General features: G+C 57.5%; 19 protein-coding genes and 1 pseudogene. 10 read left to right on the top strand and 10 right to left on the bottom strand.

Annotated features, from left to right (window positions below):
• Window positions 1-74: 74 nt before the first annotated feature.
• Window positions 75-1,490, top strand: coding sequence for an FAD-dependent oxidoreductase (locus tag HALXA_RS19375; protein WP_013875957.1), 1,416 nt, complete (start codon window positions 75-77; stop codon window positions 1,488-1,490).
• Window positions 1,491-1,605: 115 nt separating this feature from the next.
• The gene (locus HALXA_RS19370) at window positions 1,606-2,088 is read left to right on the top strand and encodes a peroxiredoxin family protein (protein ID WP_013875956.1); all 483 of its coding nucleotides are present in this window, start codon (window positions 1,606-1,608) and stop codon (window positions 2,086-2,088) included.
• Between the two features lie 188 nt (window positions 2,089-2,276).
• Here the strand turns inward: HALXA_RS19370 and HALXA_RS19365 are convergent, their stop codons facing one another.
• Window positions 2,277-2,582 (bottom strand): putative quinol monooxygenase, encoded by a 306-nt coding sequence (locus HALXA_RS19365; RefSeq protein WP_013875955.1) that lies wholly within the window; start codon window positions 2,580-2,582, stop codon window positions 2,277-2,279.
• Between the two features lie 348 nt (window positions 2,583-2,930).
• Between HALXA_RS19365 and HALXA_RS19360 the strand changes: the two genes are divergently transcribed.
• Entirely contained in the window at window positions 2,931-3,554 is a 624-nt protein-coding gene (locus HALXA_RS19360) for a beta-class carbonic anhydrase (RefSeq protein ID WP_013875954.1), read from the top strand.
• Window positions 3,555-3,943: 389 nt separating this feature from the next.
• Here the strand turns inward: HALXA_RS19360 and HALXA_RS19355 are convergent, their stop codons facing one another.
• The gene (locus HALXA_RS19355) at window positions 3,944-4,663 is read right to left on the bottom strand and encodes a hypothetical protein (RefSeq protein WP_013875953.1); all 720 of its coding nucleotides are present in this window, start codon (window positions 4,661-4,663) and stop codon (window positions 3,944-3,946) included.
• Between the two features lie 215 nt (window positions 4,664-4,878).
• Window positions 4,879-5,334 carry a TRAM domain-containing protein gene (locus HALXA_RS21285; protein ID WP_013875952.1) on the bottom strand — a complete coding sequence of 152 codons (456 nt, stop codon included), beginning with the start codon at window positions 5,332-5,334 and terminating at the stop codon, window positions 4,879-4,881.
• A gap of 414 nt (window positions 5,335-5,748) precedes the next feature.
• On the opposite strand from HALXA_RS21285, the gene HALXA_RS19350 reads away from it, so the two are divergent.
• On the top strand, window positions 5,749-6,102 hold the full coding sequence (locus HALXA_RS19350; RefSeq protein ID WP_013875951.1) for a hypothetical protein: 354 nt from the start codon (window positions 5,749-5,751) through the stop codon (window positions 6,100-6,102).
• A 147-nt stretch (window positions 6,103-6,249) separates the two neighbouring features.
• Here HALXA_RS19350 and HALXA_RS19345 read toward each other — a convergent pair whose 3' ends face one another.
• The 4 genes from HALXA_RS19345 to HALXA_RS22555 all read right to left on the bottom strand — a co-directional run bounded on the left by HALXA_RS19345 (window position 6,250) and on the right by HALXA_RS22555 (window position 8,648).
• Complete coding sequence (locus HALXA_RS19345; protein ID WP_049895574.1) at window positions 6,250-6,567, bottom strand: hypothetical protein; 318 nt, start codon at window positions 6,565-6,567, stop codon at window positions 6,250-6,252.
• 304 nt (window positions 6,568-6,871) lie between these two features.
• Window positions 6,872-7,888, bottom strand: coding sequence for a hypothetical protein (locus HALXA_RS19340; protein ID WP_013875949.1), 1,017 nt, complete (start codon window positions 7,886-7,888; stop codon window positions 6,872-6,874).
• Complete coding sequence (locus HALXA_RS21280) at window positions 7,885-8,091, bottom strand: DUF4177 domain-containing protein (protein ID WP_012945603.1); 207 nt, start codon at window positions 8,089-8,091, stop codon at window positions 7,885-7,887. The genes HALXA_RS19340 and HALXA_RS21280 overlap by 4 nt, the downstream gene beginning before the upstream one ends.
• A gap of 329 nt (window positions 8,092-8,420) precedes the next feature.
• Complete coding sequence (locus HALXA_RS22555) at window positions 8,421-8,648, bottom strand: DUF6884 domain-containing protein (protein ID WP_342633192.1); 228 nt, start codon at window positions 8,646-8,648, stop codon at window positions 8,421-8,423.
• Window positions 8,649-8,940: 292 nt separating this feature from the next.
• Here HALXA_RS22555 and HALXA_RS19335 point away from each other — a divergent pair, with 292 nt between their 5' ends.
• Together HALXA_RS19335 and HALXA_RS19330 are read left to right on the top strand one after the other, a co-directional pair.
• The gene (locus tag HALXA_RS19335) at window positions 8,941-10,218 is read left to right on the top strand and encodes a M14 family zinc carboxypeptidase (protein WP_245550140.1); all 1,278 of its coding nucleotides are present in this window, start codon (window positions 8,941-8,943) and stop codon (window positions 10,216-10,218) included.
• Between the two features lie 110 nt (window positions 10,219-10,328).
• A complete protein-coding gene (locus HALXA_RS19330) occupies window positions 10,329-11,603 on the top strand; it encodes a S8 family peptidase (RefSeq protein ID WP_245550139.1) in 1,275 nt (424 codons plus the stop codon).
• 1,282 nt (window positions 11,604-12,885) lie between these two features.
• On the opposite strand, the gene HALXA_RS19325 is transcribed toward HALXA_RS19330, so the two are convergent.
• Together HALXA_RS19325 and HALXA_RS21265 are read right to left on the bottom strand one after the other, a co-directional pair.
• The gene (locus tag HALXA_RS19325) at window positions 12,886-14,100 is read right to left on the bottom strand and encodes a Cdc6/Cdc18 family protein (RefSeq protein WP_013875946.1); all 1,215 of its coding nucleotides are present in this window, start codon (window positions 14,098-14,100) and stop codon (window positions 12,886-12,888) included.
• A gap of 689 nt (window positions 14,101-14,789) precedes the next feature.
• The gene (locus tag HALXA_RS21265) at window positions 14,790-15,026 is read right to left on the bottom strand and encodes a HalOD1 output domain-containing protein (RefSeq protein WP_013875945.1); all 237 of its coding nucleotides are present in this window, start codon (window positions 15,024-15,026) and stop codon (window positions 14,790-14,792) included.
• A 159-nt stretch (window positions 15,027-15,185) separates the two neighbouring features.
• On the opposite strand from HALXA_RS21265, the gene HALXA_RS19315 reads away from it, so the two are divergent.
• A complete protein-coding gene (locus HALXA_RS19315; protein ID WP_083822880.1) occupies window positions 15,186-15,368 on the top strand; it encodes a hypothetical protein in 183 nt (60 codons plus the stop codon).
• Between the two features lie 132 nt (window positions 15,369-15,500).
• Here HALXA_RS19315 and HALXA_RS19310 read toward each other — a convergent pair whose 3' ends face one another.
• A complete protein-coding gene (locus tag HALXA_RS19310; RefSeq protein ID WP_049895569.1) occupies window positions 15,501-16,958 on the bottom strand; it encodes an MATE family efflux transporter in 1,458 nt (485 codons plus the stop codon).
• Window positions 16,959-17,250: 292 nt separating this feature from the next.
• Between HALXA_RS19310 and HALXA_RS19305 the strand changes: the two genes are divergently transcribed.
• From HALXA_RS19305 to HALXA_RS19295, 3 genes and pseudogenes are all read left to right on the top strand, one after another.
• The gene (locus HALXA_RS19305; RefSeq protein ID WP_049895567.1) at window positions 17,251-18,405 is read left to right on the top strand and encodes a cobalamin-independent methionine synthase II family protein; all 1,155 of its coding nucleotides are present in this window, start codon (window positions 17,251-17,253) and stop codon (window positions 18,403-18,405) included.
• Between the two features lie 5 nt (window positions 18,406-18,410).
• Window positions 18,411-19,532, top strand: a pseudogene (locus tag HALXA_RS19300) (phage NrS-1 polymerase family protein); the annotation flags it as partial.
• 69 nt (window positions 19,533-19,601) lie between these two features.
• Complete coding sequence (locus HALXA_RS19295) at window positions 19,602-20,126, top strand: hypothetical protein (RefSeq protein WP_148263711.1); 525 nt, start codon at window positions 19,602-19,604, stop codon at window positions 20,124-20,126.
• Window positions 20,127-20,140 lie beyond the last annotated feature (14 nt).

The following is a 20,140-nucleotide window of genomic DNA, read 5'->3' as shown; positions in this document are numbered from 1 at the left end:
GACATCAACTCCGTTCCGGTTCGAGGAGGACCAGTCGGCGATCGTTCAAGGGACTGGCCGATGTTCGCGTACGCATGACCGACACGTTCGTTATCGTCGGCGGAGACGCAGCGGGAATGGCCGCCGCGAGCAAGGCGAAACGCGACGCCTCCGACCTCGAGGTCGTCGTCTTCGAGAAAGGCGAGTGGGTGTCCTACGGTGCCTGCGGCCTCCCGTACTACGTCAAGGGCGAGATCCAGTCGCTCGAACACCTCGTCTCAGTCACGCCCGAGGAGTTCCGCGAAGAGCGCGACATCGATCTGCGGACGGGCCACGAGGTCGTCGCGATCGATCCCGACGCAAAAACGGTTACCGCCGAACACGACGGCGGTGAAACCGTCCAGCCGTACGATTCGCTCCTCATCGCGACGGGAGCCGAGTCGGTGGTCCCGCCGATCGACGGGACCGATCTCGAGGGCGTCTACACGCTGGGATCGATGAGCGACGGGAAGGAACTCCGCGAGTACGTCGCGCGAGCACGGAAGGGTGAATCCCTCCAGCAGCCCGACAGAGGACCGGCCTGCCGATATCTCGAGGACTGTACCGGCTCCGTCGGCGTCGTCGGCGGCGGCTACATCGGCATCGAGATGGCCGAGGCGCTGGCCGCGAACGGATTCGAAGTGAACCTGTTCCAGCGCGGCGATCGCGTGCTGAAGGGGTTCAGCGAGGCGACGAGCGAAGCGGTCGCCGATCACCTCCGAGAACAGGACGTCGCAGTACATCTCGACACCGAGGTGGAGACGCTTTCGGGTGACGAACGCGTCGAGGCCGTCGTCACGGACGACGACCGGATCGAGGTCGAGATGGTGCTGCTCGGAACCGGCGTTCGGCCGCGAACGGCGCTCGCCGAAGACGCCGGGATCGAACTCGGCGAAACGGGGGCGATCGAGACCGACGCCTACCGCGAGACGAACGTTCCCGACGTCTACGCGGCGGGCGACTGCGCCGAGGCGACTCACGTCGTGACGGGCGAGCCGGCGTACGTCCCGCTCGCGCTGACCGCCAACCGCCACGGCCGCGCAGTCGGACAGACCGTCACCGGTCGCCCGACCGAAGGGGGCGCGATCGCCGGCACCGCGGCCGTCAAAGCGTTCGACGTCGAGGCCGCCCGAACGGGGATCATCGACCACGACGAGGCTCGAGAAGCGGGCTTCGATCCGATCAGCGAGACCATCACGGCGAAATCCCGCGCGGGCTACTACCCCGACGGCGGGACCGTCACGGTCACGCTGACCGCCGACCGCGACACCAAACGCGTGCTCGGCGCAAGCTTGGTCAGCGAGTACGGCGAGGGCGCCGTCCATCGCAGTCACGCGGTCGTCGGGGCCCTCGAGGAGGGGGCAACCGTGTTCGACCTCGAGAACTACGACCTCGCGTACGCCCCGCCGTTCAACACTACGTGGGATCCCGTGCTCGTCGCGTCGAAGGTGCTTTCCGGGAAATTGCGATGACCCGCTTCAGTCAGGGGTGCTGTTCCTCCGGGAGACCGCTCGTTCACTGCGGAACGACTGTGTCCAATAGCTCTCCCTCCCACAGTCATATCCCCCTGTGGGCCCTCGGTTGGGTATGGGATTAGAAGGCGAGCAAGCACCCGATTTCACGCTCCCGAGCACCGCCGGCAACGAGGTGTCGCTTTCGGACCGACTCGAGGACGGTCCGGCCATCGTCATCATCAACCGCGGTCACTGGTGTAGCTTCTGTGCGGAACAGCTCCAGACGTTCAGCGAGGTCTCCTACGACCTCTGGTTCAACGAGAACGTCGACGTTCTGCCGGTCGTGACCGATCCGCTGGCGCGCGTCACCGAAATGCGCGATCGGTACGACCTCGAGATCCAACTGCAGGCGGATCCCGACGGCGAGGTCGCCGAGCAGTACAGCGGCACCGAGGAGACCAGCCACGGGCTCACCGGTATCTCGGGCGTGTACGTCATCGACGAGGAGGGGACGGTTCGCTTCGAACAGGTCGCGGACCACCCCGCCGATCGCACCTACGGCAACTGGGTCCGGTACTTCATCCGGAACGACTACGAGGATCCGTTCGGCGAGTAGCAGGGATTTCGATCGTTACCGGCAGTTTACGAGGTTTTCTAACAGCCGAGTCACACTACGATTCGAAATCCAACGTCAATCTGCGCTCTCCTGGCCGCAATATCGCAACGACTGTTGCTGGTCGAACGAAGCCCACTCGGACGGCCGCATTCGATCCGATCAGAAGCGAGAGCAACGCGTCTCGGCGGTCACAGTTCGACTGGCGACGCCGACTCGATGTCGAATCGGGTGACTTCCGGTTCTCCCGAAAGCAGATCCGGGAGCGCCTCTTCGAACGCCTCGAAGTGGTCGGTTTCCGCGTGCGCACCAAAGGCAGCCTCGTCCTCGTATCGTTCGAAGAACCGGAACACATTCGGTTCCTCGACGTCCGTCGTGACTCGATAGTCGACGACGCCGTCTTCTTCACGAGAGTGTTCAGCCAGCTCTTTGACGTGCTCAAGCGCTTCGTCGCGTCGATCCGGATCGATCGGAAACGCCGCGTGGATAACGAGCATCGCATTCACCTCGACTGACGAGCCACAAAGTTCTGTCCCGGTTGTGCACTTGTTGTGCATGACGCGATTTGTGAGGGATTAAACGCTCCATCTGCCGGGGAGTTGACGACTCTGGGAGGAGCGGATGGACGCGGATCGTATTCACAACGTTCGACGGTGTCCCGGCGAGTCTCTCGCGGCGACGAGTTCAGCACCGGCTTCGCCCACGATGCGGGCGCCGAGTATCTCGTCAGTCCCTCCGCCTGAAACTACCGCTGTTCGCTCAGAGCGACATTCTCCGCAGAGATATGGTGGCGGTGGTTGCCGTAACGCCAACCGTGATGGTTGATATGATATTGCACACCATATATGGCGGACCCAACTGACCCCTCCGAACCGGAAGCCGGACAGGTATTCGAGTCCGTGGAAGAGCGAGTCGATCAACGGGACGACTGGGCGCGCCGGCGGCGGAAAGGGATCCCCACGGACAAGCAACTGCTAGTCATCGCGTGCATGGACGAGCGAATTCCCGTCGAAGAAGCGCTCGGTATTTCCCTCGGTGACGCCCAAATATTTCGAAACGCCGGCGGGAAGGTGACCGACGACGTCATCCGGAGCGCCGCACTGACAGCGAACTTCTTCGACACGACAGAGATAATCGTCATCAACCACACGGACTGCGGGATGATGAGCGCACCGGACGACGCCGTCGTCGACGGACTCGAAGACGTTGCCGACGGCAGCCTCGACGACGTCGATCTTAACCCCGCACTCCCCAGTTTAGATATCGGGGACGCCTCGATCGCCGAGTGGGTTTCGATGACCGACGATATCGACGACGCTTGCCAAGCGCAAGTCGATTATCTCGAGGACCATCCGCTCATCCCCGATGAGGTCGCCGTCCACGGGTACATTTACGAAGTCGAAAGCGGTGCGCTCCGTCGCCCCGGCGAACGGGTGTCCGAACAGGTCAATACGCGCGTCTCCGAATAGCGGATATCGTTCTCCGGTTTTTATCTTCGTAGCTCGGTTCACTAAATCGACCGAGAACCGTCCTTCTACCGCCGATCACGACCGACGGGTTGGTCAGTGCAGATCGCATGACTACCGGTCGTTTTTGATTCTGATTATCGAGTGTACCTCGGGAAAGTCTTCTCAGTGATAGGAAATTAGAATCGGCGGACTATCCCTATTTCATACTGAAGAGCAAGGAACAGAATATACGCATTATTTCTCTCCTCCGGATTGTGTTGTCATATATGGAGGGATGAATTGGGTTCGTCGACGGGCAGTTCGTGGCAAGGCTCGCAGTAGTAGCACCCATCGAGACAGGACGAGTGACCATCACGCGGGTAGGGACGGCGAGCAGATAGGCGCGTCAGCTACACGTACCGGTCGAATGGACGCTCGTCAGCCAACTCGAACAATGGCACGACGTCCGTCGCGGCGTAGTGCTCGAGCATCCGATGTAACTCGCAGAAAGTTTTTGTCTCGGTGGCGCCAACCTCGAGTAGGTCGAGATACTTCTCGCCGACGACTGGCACGTCTCTGCCGACGAAATACCGCTTCATGGCGTCGGTCGTTGACCGGTGTTCGGGATAGTCGCTGGTATCCACATCGAACTCCGAGAGCATCGTACGCGGCGGTTCGATGCCACAGTACTCGCATGTCTCCTCGAAGCGTGTATAATCACCAAAGCAGTCCCACGAATCTTCTTTCAGGTCGTCACTACCAATCGATGCGAGAAACGATTCGACCTGGTCGACGACATCGTGGCGATCGCCGAGATCGTCAGCAGCAACCCGAGCGCGCCCTTCGAACTGAGTGAAATCGAAGTACTCCCCATTGTAGGTGATGATCGACTCGGCGTCGCGAACGTCGAACCACTCAAGCGTTTCCTCGATAAGATCTAACTCGGAAGCAGCGTCACGCCCCTGTCGAAAGAAGACCTCGTGCTCGATATTAGCGCCGGGTTCGGGCTGATACGCACAGCACAGCGAGAACAGTTCGAAGTGCTCGGGGTTCTGAAAGTCAGGTTTCTGGTGGGCCTCGAGTTGGGGATTGATCGTCTCGATATCGAAGGCGAACCGTCCTGTGGACATGCACCAGCGTACATGAAATTCGTTGATAAAAGTATGCTATTACATATTATAAGTAGGTCTGGATTCCGACACTGAGGTACTCGAGAGTGCCGTTTGTCGGCGTATCTCTTCTGAGTTGATTACTCAGATGAGACCATAAGTTAGCGATCGAACCTCATTGGTAGCAGAGGTCACTTTCGCCGCTAGTTTCCTCGCTGTTCTCGAGTGAGCGACTGCTACTCGTAGTAGTCTTTGCGTTCAACGACTTCGGCGAAGCCGACGTTCTCACTAACGTCCGTGATTTCGATTCGCACTCGTTCGTTCGGCTCGGTATCAGGAACGATAACGACATAACCACGTTCAACACGAGTGATGCCGTCTCCTTGATCGCCGAGATCTTCAATTTCCACGGTGCGCTGCTCCCCTTTCTCAACGGGTGGTTCTTGGTTCGGTTGCTCGTGGTTCCGGGACTGGTCTTCTGAGTCTTTGGCTGCTGAATCAGGCTGATCCCGGTTTCGAGTTTGGACTTCTTGCTTCGTTGGTTCAGTTTGGACTACCGCTGCGCAATAGGTCTGATCTGGTTGTAACTGACCTTTTGAAACCTCACGAGCAGGCACTTCGATGATGTAGCTTCCGTTCTTTTCCTCTAGTTCTGCAGTGAATAGGCATAGTAAGTCGTCTGGAATTTCCATTAGAGACTGACCTATCTGTAACGCCTTCAGGAACCCCTTTGGTTCTAACGGTGATCGAATGATTATGCGACTTGTATCAGGACTACATCGTGTATACTACAGCTATCGTCAGAATATCTGTAACTCGAGTTCAACCACAGCAGCGCTATTTCAACGGAGGAATAGCTACCGATTGTCCCTATCGGGTCTATTACACCTATTCCGCGTTTTGCGAGCTAATCATAAAGTAGAGTCGAGAGTTAGCTCTTCTGCAGTCGTTCTCCTCTCTAAATCACTACAGCGTATCTGATTATATGTGTGACCTAGAGAGTGAACTGCCTCGGACTTAACCCCGAGACACTTGAATTGCTTTCTCTGTTCTCTGTAGAAAGTGTCTATCCCAAGCTTTTAGGCGCTATTTCGAGTGTATTCGCTATGACCGCGGGGTTGGATCCAACGGAGGAGTACGACGGTTCGATTACTGTTCGGCTTCTGGATGACCACGCCGGAACGGAGCAAATCAACTGTTCCTCGTACGAAGAAGCGATCGAAATCGTCAAAGAAAACCAGTATTCTGTGACAGTAGCAAAGATCGTCGATCGAGATAATAACGTCGTCTTCACGTCTGCCGACATGGAGATCGAAGATTGGGAAAGTGTCTGGCGACAGGAGAGACGACGCCAGAATGTTAATGTCGAGGAGTATGACTGTCCCTACGATAGCGTTTCGTGTTTTGTCGACGATTTGTGTGTCCAATGCAAAATCGACAAAGTCCAAACCCAGTACTGAGCGGGTTCAGTTGCTTCGTCTGAATAGTTCGACTGCCGTCTGACAATCTCCGAAATTACTTCTTTTGGCCCGGGTTTGAGTCGACTTCGTGGATCCGAAGTGAATACCAATTGGAGGATATACGAACTCGCCCTTTTACCACTCAGTTCACGCCATCAACCGGAATCCCAATTGCCCCTCTAGGGGATACCACTCATCTGGCCCTCCGTCGTCGTACCCCCACTGCCCGGGGACCACCTCCTCGCGCCACTCGTTGCTCTGGTCGTCGATTGAGGACGCAAGCGTGAAGTCCCAGGTTCCGTTCAGCGAACGCACGTCACCGTCGCCCGCCGTCGCGGGCCGCGGCATGAGCGGACCAACTGTCACGTCGTCACTGTCGTCTGCCGTCGCGGTCCCGACCGGGAGCGCCGCACCGAGGGCGACGCCAGAGACTGTCGAGAGGAGGGTTCGCCTGCTGATGGACACTGTTCGCCGACCCAAAATATTATTGTCTGTATTCGACATACGACCAGGCCAATAATATGATGAAAATAAAATTATTCTCAGGCAGATCGCTGTACTCGTGGGGTCGGCCGCCAGCGACGATTAGACGACGAACTGCAGCGATACCAGCAATGTTGCGTCCGCACTGAACCGAGAATACTGCGATGTAAGCGTCGTTGCTCTGGGGACGCGAGCAATCGATGCCCGTTCTGAGAGTGACTAATCTCAGTACCCCATGAAGCGTCCACATCAAACCGTGTCTGAGGTTTGAGTTCTGCGTCGGATCTTAGCGTTGTGATTCGCGAAGGATTAGCGGCTCGATGGCAAGTGTCCGTTTCGCTATGGTGACGATGCGAAGGACGTACGAGACGAACAGCATGAATGGAACGAGCGTCACCGCAAACGCACCGCCCACGACGAGGATGATGTGATCGAGACCGAGTGTGCTTCCTGGGAACGTTCCTGCATTGACGATTCCGACCATGATACCCGCAACGGTCAATGCCGGGACTGCAGCATAGAGAATCATCTGAGACAAGTCGATGAGTGCCCACTGGAAGTACAGCGTTTTGATGTGTTCGCGCGCCGGACCAAACAGAGACAGCGCTGTTTTGAGGTCGGCAAGCAAGCCGCGTTCTTCCTCATTGAGGCTCTCTTCGTATTCGTCCGCGAGACGTTCAACTTGGAATATTTTCCAGCTATAGTTGAAGTTTAGTGCAGCGAGTAACACATCGAACGAGCCAAACTGTGCATCCTCAAGTTGGTCATGCACCGTATCAGCGTTTCCAGTGACGCTTTCAGCGAATTCATCGACCTCTTCTCGGAGGTTCTCGTTATCATTCTTGTCAATAGACTCTCGAAGAGCCGTCGTCCGTTGTGCCGTGATTCCGATGATCTGCCGGAGGAATTCGGACGGATCGGCAGGACTCGGAGATCCGATTAACTCTTCAGTAAAGTCCCGGACATCCATCGAACTGGACATACGCTCGCGTTGATCGCCGAGCGGGCCGTTCTCTTGGGAGAGGACGAGCTGACCGATCGTGACGACGAGTGTCGTCCCAGTCACGATGACCGTGATCATCGTCGAGAACATCGTGTCGATCATGTCGCCAGACTCGATTTGCTGTGAAAACGGTGGATCGAGGACAGCGACGCCGATGACGAATGCGACGAACACGGCACTGGTCAGAATGCTGGAGACGAGAAAACGGTTCGCACGCAGCAGCAACCAGAGTTTAATCCGACTTTCGCCTGAGCGCTCACGCATCGTGTTGGCCGTACTGATGTCGGTCTCGTCAGTCATACTGGCTCACCCGATTGGGCAGGTCGCTTGAAAACGAGGTACTTGGTGCCACCTCCCTCGTAGTCGATTGTCTCCACAAACTCCCAGCCCTCTGCACCGAGTTGATTCAACTCTGCTTTCGGATCCTCTGCTTCTTTTTGGGTCTCATCGCGCGGTGGGCGAAGCGTTTCGTACTCCCAGCGGGTCACTTCTGATTCGGACATCACTACTAGTAGGTACTACAGCCCTCTATACCCCGCCCACCACCGATGTAGTGGGACCATTTCTGATACGGAATATGGTCTGCTTGGACGCTCAGCAGTACAACGCGCAAGCTCTCGGACATCAAAGCGGACAATGGATGGCAAGCACTCCCTCACGCCGCCGATGCCGAATTCGATAGAGACCGGGCGCACTCGAGATCGTTCCCAGATCGCCGTCTGCTCGAGCGAGCGACAGCCATGGCGACCACTCGAGGCCAAACCAATCAGCGTCGTAGAGTTCAGTCTCGTTTATGTCCGCTCGTTGTACCATCCAAGTTGCTCACCAATCATTAGATCCTCGACTGGGAGCTGTACAGAAACTGCAGTCTCATCGGGAAGTGGCAGCAGTTCCTCGTAGCGGTTGCCCACGCTCGGTTCTCGCGGATTCGAGCTCCCGTGAGCATCTCGTCGTACGGTTCGATCGGTGACCCGTCTGGCTCGAGCAGGTGGTGCTTTGCCGACAGCACATACCAGTCGTCGTGGTGCTGTTCACAGTATCTCTTGGATTTACTGAACAGCGACGAGGGAGAGTATAGTTCACCTGGTGGTTAGTCTCATACAGGTACAGCGCGGAAACCCACCCTTTGGGGGTGGGTACCTGACTAGACGGCCCACAAGCGGTAATTTCAGAGTTATAAATATTCTAAGAGAAGTAAATATAGCTGTAACTGAATTGAATTCATGCAACACTGTGCATAACGCTAACGTTTATTTCTCCATGTATGAACTAAGCGGGTGGCTATGAAGCTCAACCGACGACGGTTCCTCGAAACCGGGCTTGTGGTGAGCGGACTTGGACTAACAAATACGGTGAGCGCGCAAGATGATGACCGGTACCGGCCCGGCGGCCCGTGGGCGCCGAACGAGCAAGCCGTCAATTATAGCGGTTATCTCAACAACGAGGAGCTCGGAAAGCGGCTCCAACGCATCGACAAGCGCAGCGACCGCATCACGCTCGAGCAAATCGGCGAATCCGCCGGCCGCGGCGATCCGATCTGGGAGGTAACCGTCGGGGACGGTGACGAGAACGTTCATATCATCAACCAGATTCACGGCGACGAGCCGACCGGAGCGGAGGCGATGGTGAAAATCCTGCAGACACTCGCAAACGGCTCCGGACCGACCATCGATGCGATTCTGGACGAACTGACGATCACGATCATCCCGCGGGTGAATCCTGACGGCGCAAACTTCGTCGGCGACGACGGACTCGGAACGGACGGCGAACTCCGCCAGCGCCGATATAATACGACCGAGTGGGAAGATGGTGACTCACAGTATATCAACACGAACTCCTACGCCTACGACCTCGAGACCCCCGGGTACGACCTCAACCGCGGATTCAGTATCGACCCTGAGTTCACCCCTGGCGATGAAGACGAGGATTGGTGGACTGTCGAAGACGAAGCCGAGAACCTCGCCACGCTGAATATGCCCGTCGACGAGGTGCCGCTCGAACTCAAAGACGGGGATCCATATGAGGCACTCTGGAGCGTGGGACTGAACCTCAATCCGGAAACGCAGGCGGTGACCGAGTCATTCCTCGAGGCAGACCCCGACTGGGCGATCACCCACCATCACCAGGGGCCGACGATCGATCCGGAATCCGGCGATCAGGGCGGTCCTGAATGGCAGTCGATCATGAGCGTGATGGCGCCGTTCGGACCGTCGTACGTCGGGCTCGACGGCGTTGACTATCGCTCGTATGTCGGGCAGGGGAATCCGTTCCTCTCGGTCGACGCACAGACTCGCTCCCTGCAGCTCAGCGGGTTAGTCGCCGACCAGATGGAGCAGTTCGGCCACGGTCGATTTAATACGATCACGCGGTACGGCTACGGCCCACTCTGGGGATCGTACCTCGACGCGCTTTGCCCGCAGACTGACGCAGCAGGGGCGCTCTACGAAGTCTCACACCAGAGCGACGACCGCGGTCATAAGGCCCGCGGCACGATGGTGAAGGTGACCGTCGAAGGAATCATGGCCTCGTTCGAACGGATCGCAGACGGATCGATTCACGACGTTGATGAGATGTCGTACTTCGATATCCCGCTCAGCGAAGGAATTGAAAATCCACACGACGACCGCTGAGACCGCTGATTACCCCTACTAGCTATCCAACTATGGCACGTCTGCAACGGCGAACACTGCTACGGCGAACTGGTGTATCGATCGGAGGGCTTGTACTCGGTTCGACAGCCGTGAGTGCAGCCGAGGGCCCTCTACAGCGATTCATCGTTGACCGCAAGAGCCTGCGAAATGAGGATGATGTCGAGGTCGTCCACTCATTGGATCCCGTCGATCTCCTCGTCGTCCGGGCTACGGAATCACAGCTCAACGACTCTGGAGCGACGTTTGCGCCAGATATCCGCCTTGGACCAGAACCGTACGGACCCGTACGTCAATCCGATGCTGAGACCGCAGCGGAGGACGATGACTTGGTCGAATATCAGTGGGACAAACAGGATCAACGGATCTCAGAAGCGCACAAAATTACTCGAGGAGACGGGAGTCGCGTTGCGATTATCGATTCCGGAATCGCCGCAGACCACCCCGCCCTCGAAGGGCAAGTGAATCTCGAGTTGTCCCGGAGCTTCGCGGATGACGATTACGGTGTTGGGAAGCCATATTCTGGAACCCACGGGACCCACGTTGCAGGAATCGTCGCTGCCAGCAACGAGACTGGGAAGGTTATCGGATCCGCTCCTGAGTCGGAACTTGTCGACCTGCGCGTCTTCGGCGCTTCCCCAGCGAGTACTGAACAACACGATCAGGACCTCCCACCAGCATACTGGAGCGAGGCCTACTATGGCTCCGTGATGGCTGCACTTGTATACGCTACTGAGATTGGCTGTGATGCGGCCAATCTGAGCCTTGGCTGGACATGGCGAATGCGGATGGATGGCTGGGGGAAATTCTGGGGCAAAGTCCACCAGCGAGTCGGTAACTATGCACGTCGGAACGGGACAATTCATACTCACGCGTCGGGCAATTGGGGCGAGAGTCTCCAGTTCAACCAAGACGAAACTGACTCATCCCAAACAGCCGGTGGTATCACAACGAGTGCAACGGGACCAGTCGGCTTTGATCCCGACTCCGGTGACGTCGACGAACCCGCGTATTCGCCGTCGACCTACACGACCCATGGGGTCGGTGCGATCGATCTTGCCGCTCCCGGCGGAAACGGCGGTGAGAACCAGTACGACAACGTACTGAATGCCACCGCAATACCCGTCTTCGATGAGGAGACGGGTGAGTATCTCGATACCGAGTACGGATACGGATGGTTAGCTGGGACGTCGATGGCTGCACCGCAGGTTGCGGGTGCTATTGCGCTCGTGAACAGCGTACATCCGGAATATAATGGAAATCAAATCCGCAATACATTGAAACGGACTGCGGATCGCCCAGACGAATACGAGAACAAGTATTACGGCTCAGGGTATCTCGACACCTACGCTGCGCTTACGGACTAACTGGTTCCGTCTGATAGGGTAGGATTCCTCAAGAAAGTCAAAATAGGTCAAAACAAGGTCTACTACCTCCCGACGAAAGAAGCAGATCCCATCGTTGACGGCAAAACGCTCTCACCGGATGAAGGGGGAGAGTTAGGCGAAGAAAGTCCCCTACATCATCTCGGGGTCCGACTCTCAGCCGCCTGCTACCGACAGCAAGACTACAACATCGAACTCTACGGCGACATCAACGATGGAGAGAACAAAACCGACGTCTTCGCAGAACCCACGAAAGAATCCCCCAGCGATAGACGCCAGCTTATCGAAGTCGAGATCAGCCCGGAGAAGAAACAGCACGTCATCGACGACTACGAAGCCCTCAAGGAAGGCTACGGAGACGCGATCTGGGTGGTGAAAAACTACGACAAAGCCGTAACACTCCTTGAGAAACTAACTGAGAAAGTTGCTGACTTGCCAAGCGGCCACAGCGAACAAAATATTCAGAAGATCAACGAGCAGCTTGATGACCCAGGCATCTCAGAGATTCACACGTTGACTTCACTGCGGAAGAACATCGAGTAACCTCCACCTCGCCGAAAGAAGAGAGTTCGTACACTACAGAATCTGCGCAATGGCAACTGGGGCGCTCAGCCTTTGTCTCGGTCGTTAGACCCGAGATAGCGACGACCGAGGAGTATCGTACAGGCACCATTTCACCGGAAATCCGGTGTGACGGTGAAGATCGTCTCGAGATTCAGGAGGCCGATGATGCTACAAATGTGTGTATCGACAGTATCGTCGAACGTCCGGAACTGGTTTCCGTCGAGTGATTGGGTGACCACGACCCCAAAACAATCAAGTTCCCCTAGAGGAAGAGTTGCCAAGTGTCGTACTGTCGAGTAATCGGCCACACCGAATTTCCGGTGTAATACAGAGGTAGAGACGTCATTCGACTAATTCAACCGATATCCAAATTGGGGGACCAGACGTCTCTGTCGTTTTCTCCGGAACGCTCAGTCTACAGTCGATTGACTGGACCAATATTCATCAAGAATAATATGAATATGGAGTTTCACCGGAAATGCGGTGTCCACTCTGCGTATTGAATACAGAGAATGGGCACACCATACACCGGGTTTCCGGTGAAATAGCATACAGATACATATAGTTTGTCTATTTCAACACATTCTGAAACTGACACCGGTTCACCGGAAACCTGGTGTGAGTTCGAGAAATTGAGACTTCCTGCGAACCCACACACCGGGTTTCCAGTGAATCACACCGAATTTCCGGTGAAATAGCATTACTCGATGGAGTCGGCGAGGACGTTTTTGACAACCTCGGGATCCTCCAGGAGCATATGCTCGGTGTAGCTTCCTTCGGCACTCCCTCCACTGTGACGCGACTGTTCGATCACATCGAGGAACGCGTGCTCCTTGAGGAGATCGCGAACGCGACGCAGTGAGAGTGTATCGACCCCTTCCTGTCGACAGATCTGTTCGTATACCTCGTAAATTCGTGTCGTACGGAATCCTTGTTCAGGAGTGTCCAAATCGTCCGACTTCTGCTCGAGCGAGAGGACAGTCAACGCTTGCAGGACGTACTTCGAGTGCGGCGTCGACCCGCGAATGAGTTCCCTGAACCGATCGACCTCGGCTCGCTCTCGGGCTTGCACCACGAAGTCCTCGCGGACCGTGTCAGCGCCGGTCGATTGCGCGATTTCGCCGGCGTATCGAAGAATGTCAATCGCCTTCCGCGCGTCGCCGTGCTCGCGAGCGGCGAGTGCCGCAGCGCGAGGAATAACCCCCTCCTCGAGGACGCCCGAGCGGAACGCGTCGCTTCGAGCCGCCATAATATCGTTGAGTTGCGTTGCGTTGTACGGCGGGAAGACGAATTCGCGCTCGCACAGACTCGATTTCACTCGTTCGTCCATCCGATCTTTGTACTGGATCTTGTTACTGATACCGACGACGCCGACCTTACAGTTAGTGAGTTTTCCGGCCTCGCCAGCTCGAGACAACTGCATGAGAATCGCATCGTCCTCGAGTTTGTCGATCTCGTCGAGAATGATCAACACGACGTCGTACTTTTCGTCGAGAATTCGCCAGAGGCGTTTGTAGTACGTCGCCGTGCTGATCCCTTTATCGGGAATGTAGATATCCGTCTCGTCCGTATTGACCGAGCTGGCGATCGTCTGGACCGTCTGGGTTTCGGTGCTATCTTGCGCGCAGTCGACGTAGACGTACGTCGCATCGGTGCCTTCCTCCTCGGCGGTATCGACGAGTCGGCTCGAGACGTACTTAGCACACAACGACTTTCCAGTACCCGTTTTGCCGTAGATGAGGACGTTGCTCGGACTTTGACCGAAGATAGCAGGGTTGACCGCACTCGCTAACTGGCTGATTTCGTCGTCGCGCCCGACGATACGACCTTCGTCAGGGACGTGACTGATCTCGAGGAGTTCCTTGTTGACGAAGATCGGATCCGTGCGAACGAACAGATCGTCGGAGTCGGACATTTACTTGGACACCGTGTTTCCGGTGAAATCTCTTCAACGTTTCGCCGAGACACACACACCACGTTTCCGGTGAAACACATCGGAAGCGGGGATGGTGTCCAAAAGAAACGGGGGTTCGAATTCACTGGAAAGATGCTACGACAGCTGACAGTGCGAATGCGAGGAGTAGCGTAACCCAACAATAGAGCCCGATTTCAGGAGTTCATATGTTGCGACTTCGTCGCTTATCTATTTGAATGCGATCCATTCAATGGACTTTACTCATTACATGATAATAAATAGTATGGTATGGCAGGAGTAGATCCGTGAAGATAATGTGAACTAACAGACGGAAATCAATCCACCCCGTGACCCTTTCAGCGGCTTTCACCGGAAACGCGGTGTGTGCCTCTGTTTGGTGTATGGTATCTCGTTCCAACTGTCTCGTTTGTCTCGAGTGACTCTCCATTGAATTCGAGGGATTCCCAGGTTTCCCAATGATTAGGATTCCCGGGATCGCCGAGGACACGCAGCACCGCTACTCCGATCGTGTCTCGTCGCTTCGGAACCGAACGGTGTTGCCGCTCCGTCGGCCTCTCCCATGCCAGATCAGGGATACCGGTACCAGTCTCCTCGCCGTGAACGGCGGGATTTCCTCGCTGTTCGAAGAGAGGTCATATCCGAACGATCTCGCCGAATACAGGACATCCTCATTCGACGTTTTCGTCTACGTATACCTTCTCTGCGTCGATAGCGACATCATACCCGCAGTACTCGAATTCGACGCGAACGGCAACCTTCGACTCGTCGATCAAATTCGCTAGTGCTTCTGGATCAATCACATTGTATAGTGGGTCGAGTTCCTCTGGCCGGGCCTCAGTATAGGCAGCAAGAGCTCGCACAACTGCGATACTAGCAGACTCGTCGGTATCGATTTCGTATTCCATGGCTCTCCAGCAATGGGGGCGCCCCCATCCCCGCGACGAGCGTTCCATATCGAGTATATTAACGGTGGCGAATAGTTCAGCAGCGTTAGGGTATATGTACATTTTACGCACAGTAATCGAAAAAGTGTTTCAAGCCATATTCCCGAATACGCAACGGGGATGACGAAGAAAACGGTGAAGGTGCGTGGGAGAACTGGCACTGCAACGATGGATCTCACGATTCCTGCAGCTCTTTCACGAGAGTACGATATCGATCAAGGGGACGTGTTCGCTATCGAAACTGCGGAAGACGACGACGGCCGTCTCGTTCTGGAATACACTCGAGTGTACGCTGGTGACTGACCGGGCGGGATCCGTCTATTCGTGAGATCGATATTGAGCTATCGAGTGGCACCGATCGATTGAGTGCTGAACGTCCGTATTTCGCTCGGAAACTTCTCGAAAAGCGAATTACGACGAGCTCGGCTGATCAGTTCAGTCGCTGTGCGACGACTGCGGTCGGTAGCCGCGACTGACGACCTTCCAGTGGCCGGTGGTGAACCGGTAGTAGGTGATCACGGCGGGAACGAGCGTCTCGAGTATCAGCGCCGCGTACAGCGCTTCGATTCCCAGCGGCGTCACGGCACCGAGGACGGGTACCGGCAGCGAGATCGCGCCGAGGGCGGCGAGCGGAAGCGCGAAGACGTACAGTCCCAGCAGTTGGCCGTAGAACGGCCAGCGGGTGTCGCCGCTCGCGCGGAGCGGGCCGGTCGCGCCGCCGCTGACGCCGCGGAAGATGACGCTGACGCAGGCGACGACGATGAACGTCGTGACCAGCGGCAGGATCGACGGATCGTCGACGAAGAGCCGGCCGACCTGTTCGGCGAAGAGGAAGACGCCCGCTGCGCTAAAGAGGTATACGGCGGTCCCGAACCGGAGCACTTCCTGCCCGTACCTCCCCGCGCCCCGCTCGTCGCCGGTGCCGAGTTCCTGGCCGACCAGACTCGAGGAGGCCAGCGAGAAGCCCCAGCCGGGCGTGTCCATCAGATCGCGCACGCGGCGGGCAACGACGTAGGCGGCGACGACGTTCGGGCCGAACAGCGCGACGATCGCGAGCATCGGGAACTGCGCGGCGCGACGGGCGACGTTCGTGAACACGAGCGGGGTTCCGATGTCGACCACGTCCCGAATATCGGCGACCGTCGTGTAGGGTCGCGAGAGATCCACGGTGACGGGAAACTCGCCGATCAGCGGCAGCCAACCGACGGTAAATCCAGTCACGAAGGCCGCCAGTACGAGTACGTTCGCCGCGACCGTCCCGATCGCCGCGCCGACGACGCCGACCTCGAGGACGAACAGCAGCACGGCGTTGATGACGACGTTGACGACTGCACCGCCCGCTCGCAGCATCATCGGCGTCCACGCGTCGTCCGCGCCGACGAGCGTGCGGCTCCCGATCAGATTCAGTCCGGCGAACGGAACGCCGAGGGCAACGACGCGCAGATAGTCCGCACCGTAGGCGACGGACGCGGTCCCGTCGCCGACGAGCCCGATCAGGCCCTCGGGGAGCGTCCAGAACAGGGCTGCGAGCGGAACGGTGATCGCGACGACGAGGAGCGCGCTCGTGGTCACCGCCAGCGACAGCTCGTCGTCCGCGTCGGCGCTGTACCGCTGGGAGACGAGACTGATCGTCGCCCCGGCGACGCCGCCGCCGAACGCGAACGCGAGTCCCCAGAAGGGGGTCGCGAATCCGACGCCGGCGATCGCTGCGGGACCCAGCGCTATCCCGACCATCGCCACGTCGGCCGCGGATTTCGACATCCGGGCGATCCCGGTCACGATCCGCGGCCAGGCGAGATCGGTCGTCCGCTCGACGCGGCGCGGGTCGACGACGTCCGCTCGAGCGAGGAGGTACCCGATCGAGAGCAGCAGCCACCGGAACGGATTCGGCACTCGAGAAGCCACGATAGTTCGTCCGTGTCTCAGGCGTAAAACGCTTCATATATCATCTGTATGTAACGGTCGTTTGCACGCTATGAGTGCTGGTACCGATGTTTAATGGAGAAATAGGATACAGTTCACGAAATCTCTACATATACGTGAACGGGTTACACGCGACTCACTCGCACGCCGGAAACACAGGTCCGATCGTCCCTGTCGACGGCGGCGATGAGCGTCGCGTAGCCGTCGAGAAAATACCGTGGGTTATATTATGGCGAGTATTTATTACTCAAACGAGTACTCAATGAGAGATACCGCAGATCGGATTCGCACGACGCACATCGGGAGTCTTCCGCGACCGCCGGAACTGCTCGAACTGCTCGAGAAGCGCCAGGACGGCGAGGGCGTCGACGAGGACGAGTGGGAGTCGACCGTCGCGGACGCGACGCGCGCCGTCGTCGAACGGCAGACGGAGGCCGGCCTCGACATCGCCAACAACGGCGAGCAATCCCGCGTCTCGTTCAACTGGTACGTCAAGGACCGGCTGAGCGGGATCGAAGGCGAACGCGAGCAGGAGCTGTGGGCCGACCTCCAGGAGTTCCCGGAGTACGCCGAGGAGACGTTCAAGACGGACGTCATCGACCTCTCGATGCACCCCGTCGTCGACGATCGAATCGAGTACACCGGCCACGAGGAGGCGGAAGCCGAGATCGACGGCTTCCTCGCGGCCCTCGAGGACGCCGACGCCGAGTTCGAGGACACGTTCATGACTTCGGCGTCGCCGAGCATCGTCACGGCGACGCACGTCAACGACCACTACGACGACTACGCGGAGTTCCTCTTCGACGTCGCGGACGCGATGGCCGAGGAGTACGAACTCATTGCCGACGCCGGGCTGACGATCCAGATCGACGCGCCCGAGTTACTCACGACCGGTCAGACGGCGGCGTACGCCGACGCGCCGCTCGACGAGATCAAGGAGATCACGCAGCTCCACGTCGAGGCGCTTAACGAGGCCCTCGAGAACGTTCCGGCGGAGCAGGTCCGCCTCCACACCTGCTGGGGGAGCTACGAAGGACCGCACCACCTCGATACCGATCTCGCCGACATGCTGCCGGTGATCTACGAGGCCGACATCACCGGTCTCAGCATCGAGCAGGCCAACCCCCGCCACCAGCACGAGTACCGCGCGTTCGCCGAGCACCCGCTCCCGGACGGCTGGACGCTGATGCCGGGCGTCGTCGACGTGAAGACGAACATCATCGACCATCCAGAGACCATCGCCGATCGCCTCGAGCGCGTCGCCGACGCGGTCGACGACTCGACGCCGATCGTCGCCGCCCCCGACTGCGGGTTCGGCACGCAGGCCGGCATCGGAATGGTCGATCCCGAAATCGCGTGGGCGAAACTCGAGGCGCTCGTCGAGGGTGCCGAAATCGCGACCGACCGGCTCTACTAAGTACTAACGACCTCGAGGAAGCACTCGAGTACGCAGCGACCGACGCAGCCGATGGGATCGGGTTCGTATTCACAGTGACGGACCCACTAGTCGGCGTCGACTTGGACGACTGTCGCGATCCCGAGACGAGTGAGCCACTCGAGCCGGCGCCAACGATCATCGAGCGTCTGGATTCGTTCACCGAAGTCTCGCCATCGGGAACCGGCTATCACGTCATCCTCGAGGGCGAGTTACCCGACGGTCGAAATTGCCACGATTTGATCGAGATGTACGATCAAGCGCGGTTTTTCACCGTCACTGGTGACCATGTCGAAGGAACGCTGACGTCAACCATCGAACAGCAGGAAGCCCTCGAAGCGATTCATGACGAGTACGTCGGAGCAGACGATACTAACGAGACCGATACCAGCGATGTCTATCAGCCCAGTGTTGCGGATCAGACACAGTCACTTGAACTCGAGGACGAGGAACTCCTCGAGAAAGCTCGCTCGGCGAGCAACGGCGACAAGTTCGACCGACTATGGCGTGGGAACATCAGCGGATACGAGAGCCAGTCGGAAGCCGACATGGCGCTGTGTTGTCTGCTCGCGTTCTGGACCGGCCGCGATGCCACTCAAATGGATCGTCTCTTTCGCCAGTCAGGACTGATGCGGGACAAGTGGGATGAGGTTCACTACGCGGACGGGTCGACCTACGGCGAGAAAACGATCGAACGGGCTATCAGAAGAACAGACGATGTGTACGAACCCTCGAGCGAGACTGGAACGAAGGCGAGTACCAACGCAGTAGACCGGTCGCTAAACGAGACGAAGAAGACAGATAACGGGTCAGTATCGACGGATGTGACTGCCGATACTGAAGCTGCTGGAGGGAGTGATCAAGCAGCCTATTTAGCCGAGAAGAATCAATTGGTGAGCGAGCGTGTGGCCGAGCTCGAGGCTACACTCGAACAAAAAGACAGTCGCATTGACGAGCTCGAAGCAGAGAATCAGGCCCTTCGAGAGGCGCTTACAGCCTGTAAGGTGCAACTCGAGGACCGTGATCAGTCGTCACCCCTCGAGGACACTGAGGCCGCTGATGATGCGGACTCGATCTGGAACCGGACGAAGCGGTTACTTGATCGTTGAGGCACCGTGTCCACCGATCTCGAGTGCTTTGCCCCCTAGAGTAATGGAGTAAGAAATTCACGTCAAATTATGGAACGTCGGCAAGTAGTTCAGATGCTCGGATCGGGTATCGCAGCACTTGGATTCAGTTCGACAGTCTCTGCACGGAGCGATGGAGAGGCACCAAATGGGAACGTCGAAACGGCAGACGTCAACATATTCTCTCCAAAGAATGACCCGGTCGAAGTGTCATCAGGAACCTGGGTAAACCACTACTGGGGATGGGTCGATGCGGACTATGGTGGCGACTCCACTGAGGACGGAATTGAAGCCTTCCTCGATGCCGCTGAGATCACGGTGCGGATCGATGGCGACGAGATCTCCGACCCTGACCAGTATTGGGGAGAGCCTGAACAGAATGATGAAGACCAATGGGTTGTTTGGTGGGAGTATGTGACGCCCCCGAAGGGCCCCGGTCTCTACACGTTTACACTCGAGTCCTACTTCCCGGATGGACTCAAAGTGAACGGAGAAGTCGTCCGAGAGCCAGGTACTCGAAACGAGTTCACTGGATACTATGAAGTGACGGGTGGAAGCGATGGGCGCTCTCGGTAAGAGTGGCGTGATCA

The sequence above is a fragment of the Halopiger xanaduensis SH-6 genome, assembly GCF_000217715.1.
GTDB classification, from domain to species: Archaea; Halobacteriota; Halobacteria; order Halobacteriales; family Natrialbaceae; genus Halopiger; species Halopiger xanaduensis.
This window is presented reverse-complemented; position numbering and strand designations above follow the sequence as displayed.

Coding starts and splice junctions, on each gene's coding strand:
- HALXA_RS19375 (WP_013875957.1), top strand. CDS start 75: ATGACCGACACGTTCGTTATCGTCGGCGGAGACGCAGCGGGAATGGCC.
- HALXA_RS19370 (WP_013875956.1), top strand. CDS start 1,606: ATGGGATTAGAAGGCGAGCAAGCACCCGATTTCACGCTCCCGAGCACC.
- HALXA_RS19365 (WP_013875955.1), bottom strand. CDS start 2,582: ATGCTCGTTATCCACGCGGCGTTTCCGATCGATCCGGATCGACGCGAC.
- HALXA_RS19360 (WP_013875954.1), top strand. CDS start 2,931: ATGGCGGACCCAACTGACCCCTCCGAACCGGAAGCCGGACAGGTATTC.
- HALXA_RS19355 (WP_013875953.1), bottom strand. CDS start 4,663: ATGTCCACAGGACGGTTCGCCTTCGATATCGAGACGATCAATCCCCAA.
- HALXA_RS21285 (WP_013875952.1), bottom strand. CDS start 5,334: ATGGAAATTCCAGACGACTTACTATGCCTATTCACTGCAGAACTAGAG.
- HALXA_RS19350 (WP_013875951.1), top strand. CDS start 5,749: ATGACCGCGGGGTTGGATCCAACGGAGGAGTACGACGGTTCGATTACT.
- HALXA_RS19340 (WP_013875949.1), bottom strand. CDS start 7,888: ATGACTGACGAGACCGACATCAGTACGGCCAACACGATGCGTGAGCGC.
- HALXA_RS21280 (WP_012945603.1), bottom strand. CDS start 8,091: ATGTCCGAATCAGAAGTGACCCGCTGGGAGTACGAAACGCTTCGCCCA.
- HALXA_RS19325 (WP_013875946.1), bottom strand. CDS start 14,100: ATGTCCGACTCCGACGATCTGTTCGTTCGCACGGATCCGATCTTCGTC.
- HALXA_RS21265 (WP_013875945.1), bottom strand. CDS start 15,026: ATGGAATACGAAATCGATACCGACGAGTCTGCTAGTATCGCAGTTGTG.
- HALXA_RS19315 (WP_083822880.1), top strand. CDS start 15,186: ATGACGAAGAAAACGGTGAAGGTGCGTGGGAGAACTGGCACTGCAACG.
- HALXA_RS19305 (WP_049895567.1), top strand. CDS start 17,251: ATGAGAGATACCGCAGATCGGATTCGCACGACGCACATCGGGAGTCTT.
- HALXA_RS19295 (WP_148263711.1), top strand. CDS start 19,602: ATGGAACGTCGGCAAGTAGTTCAGATGCTCGGATCGGGTATCGCAGCA.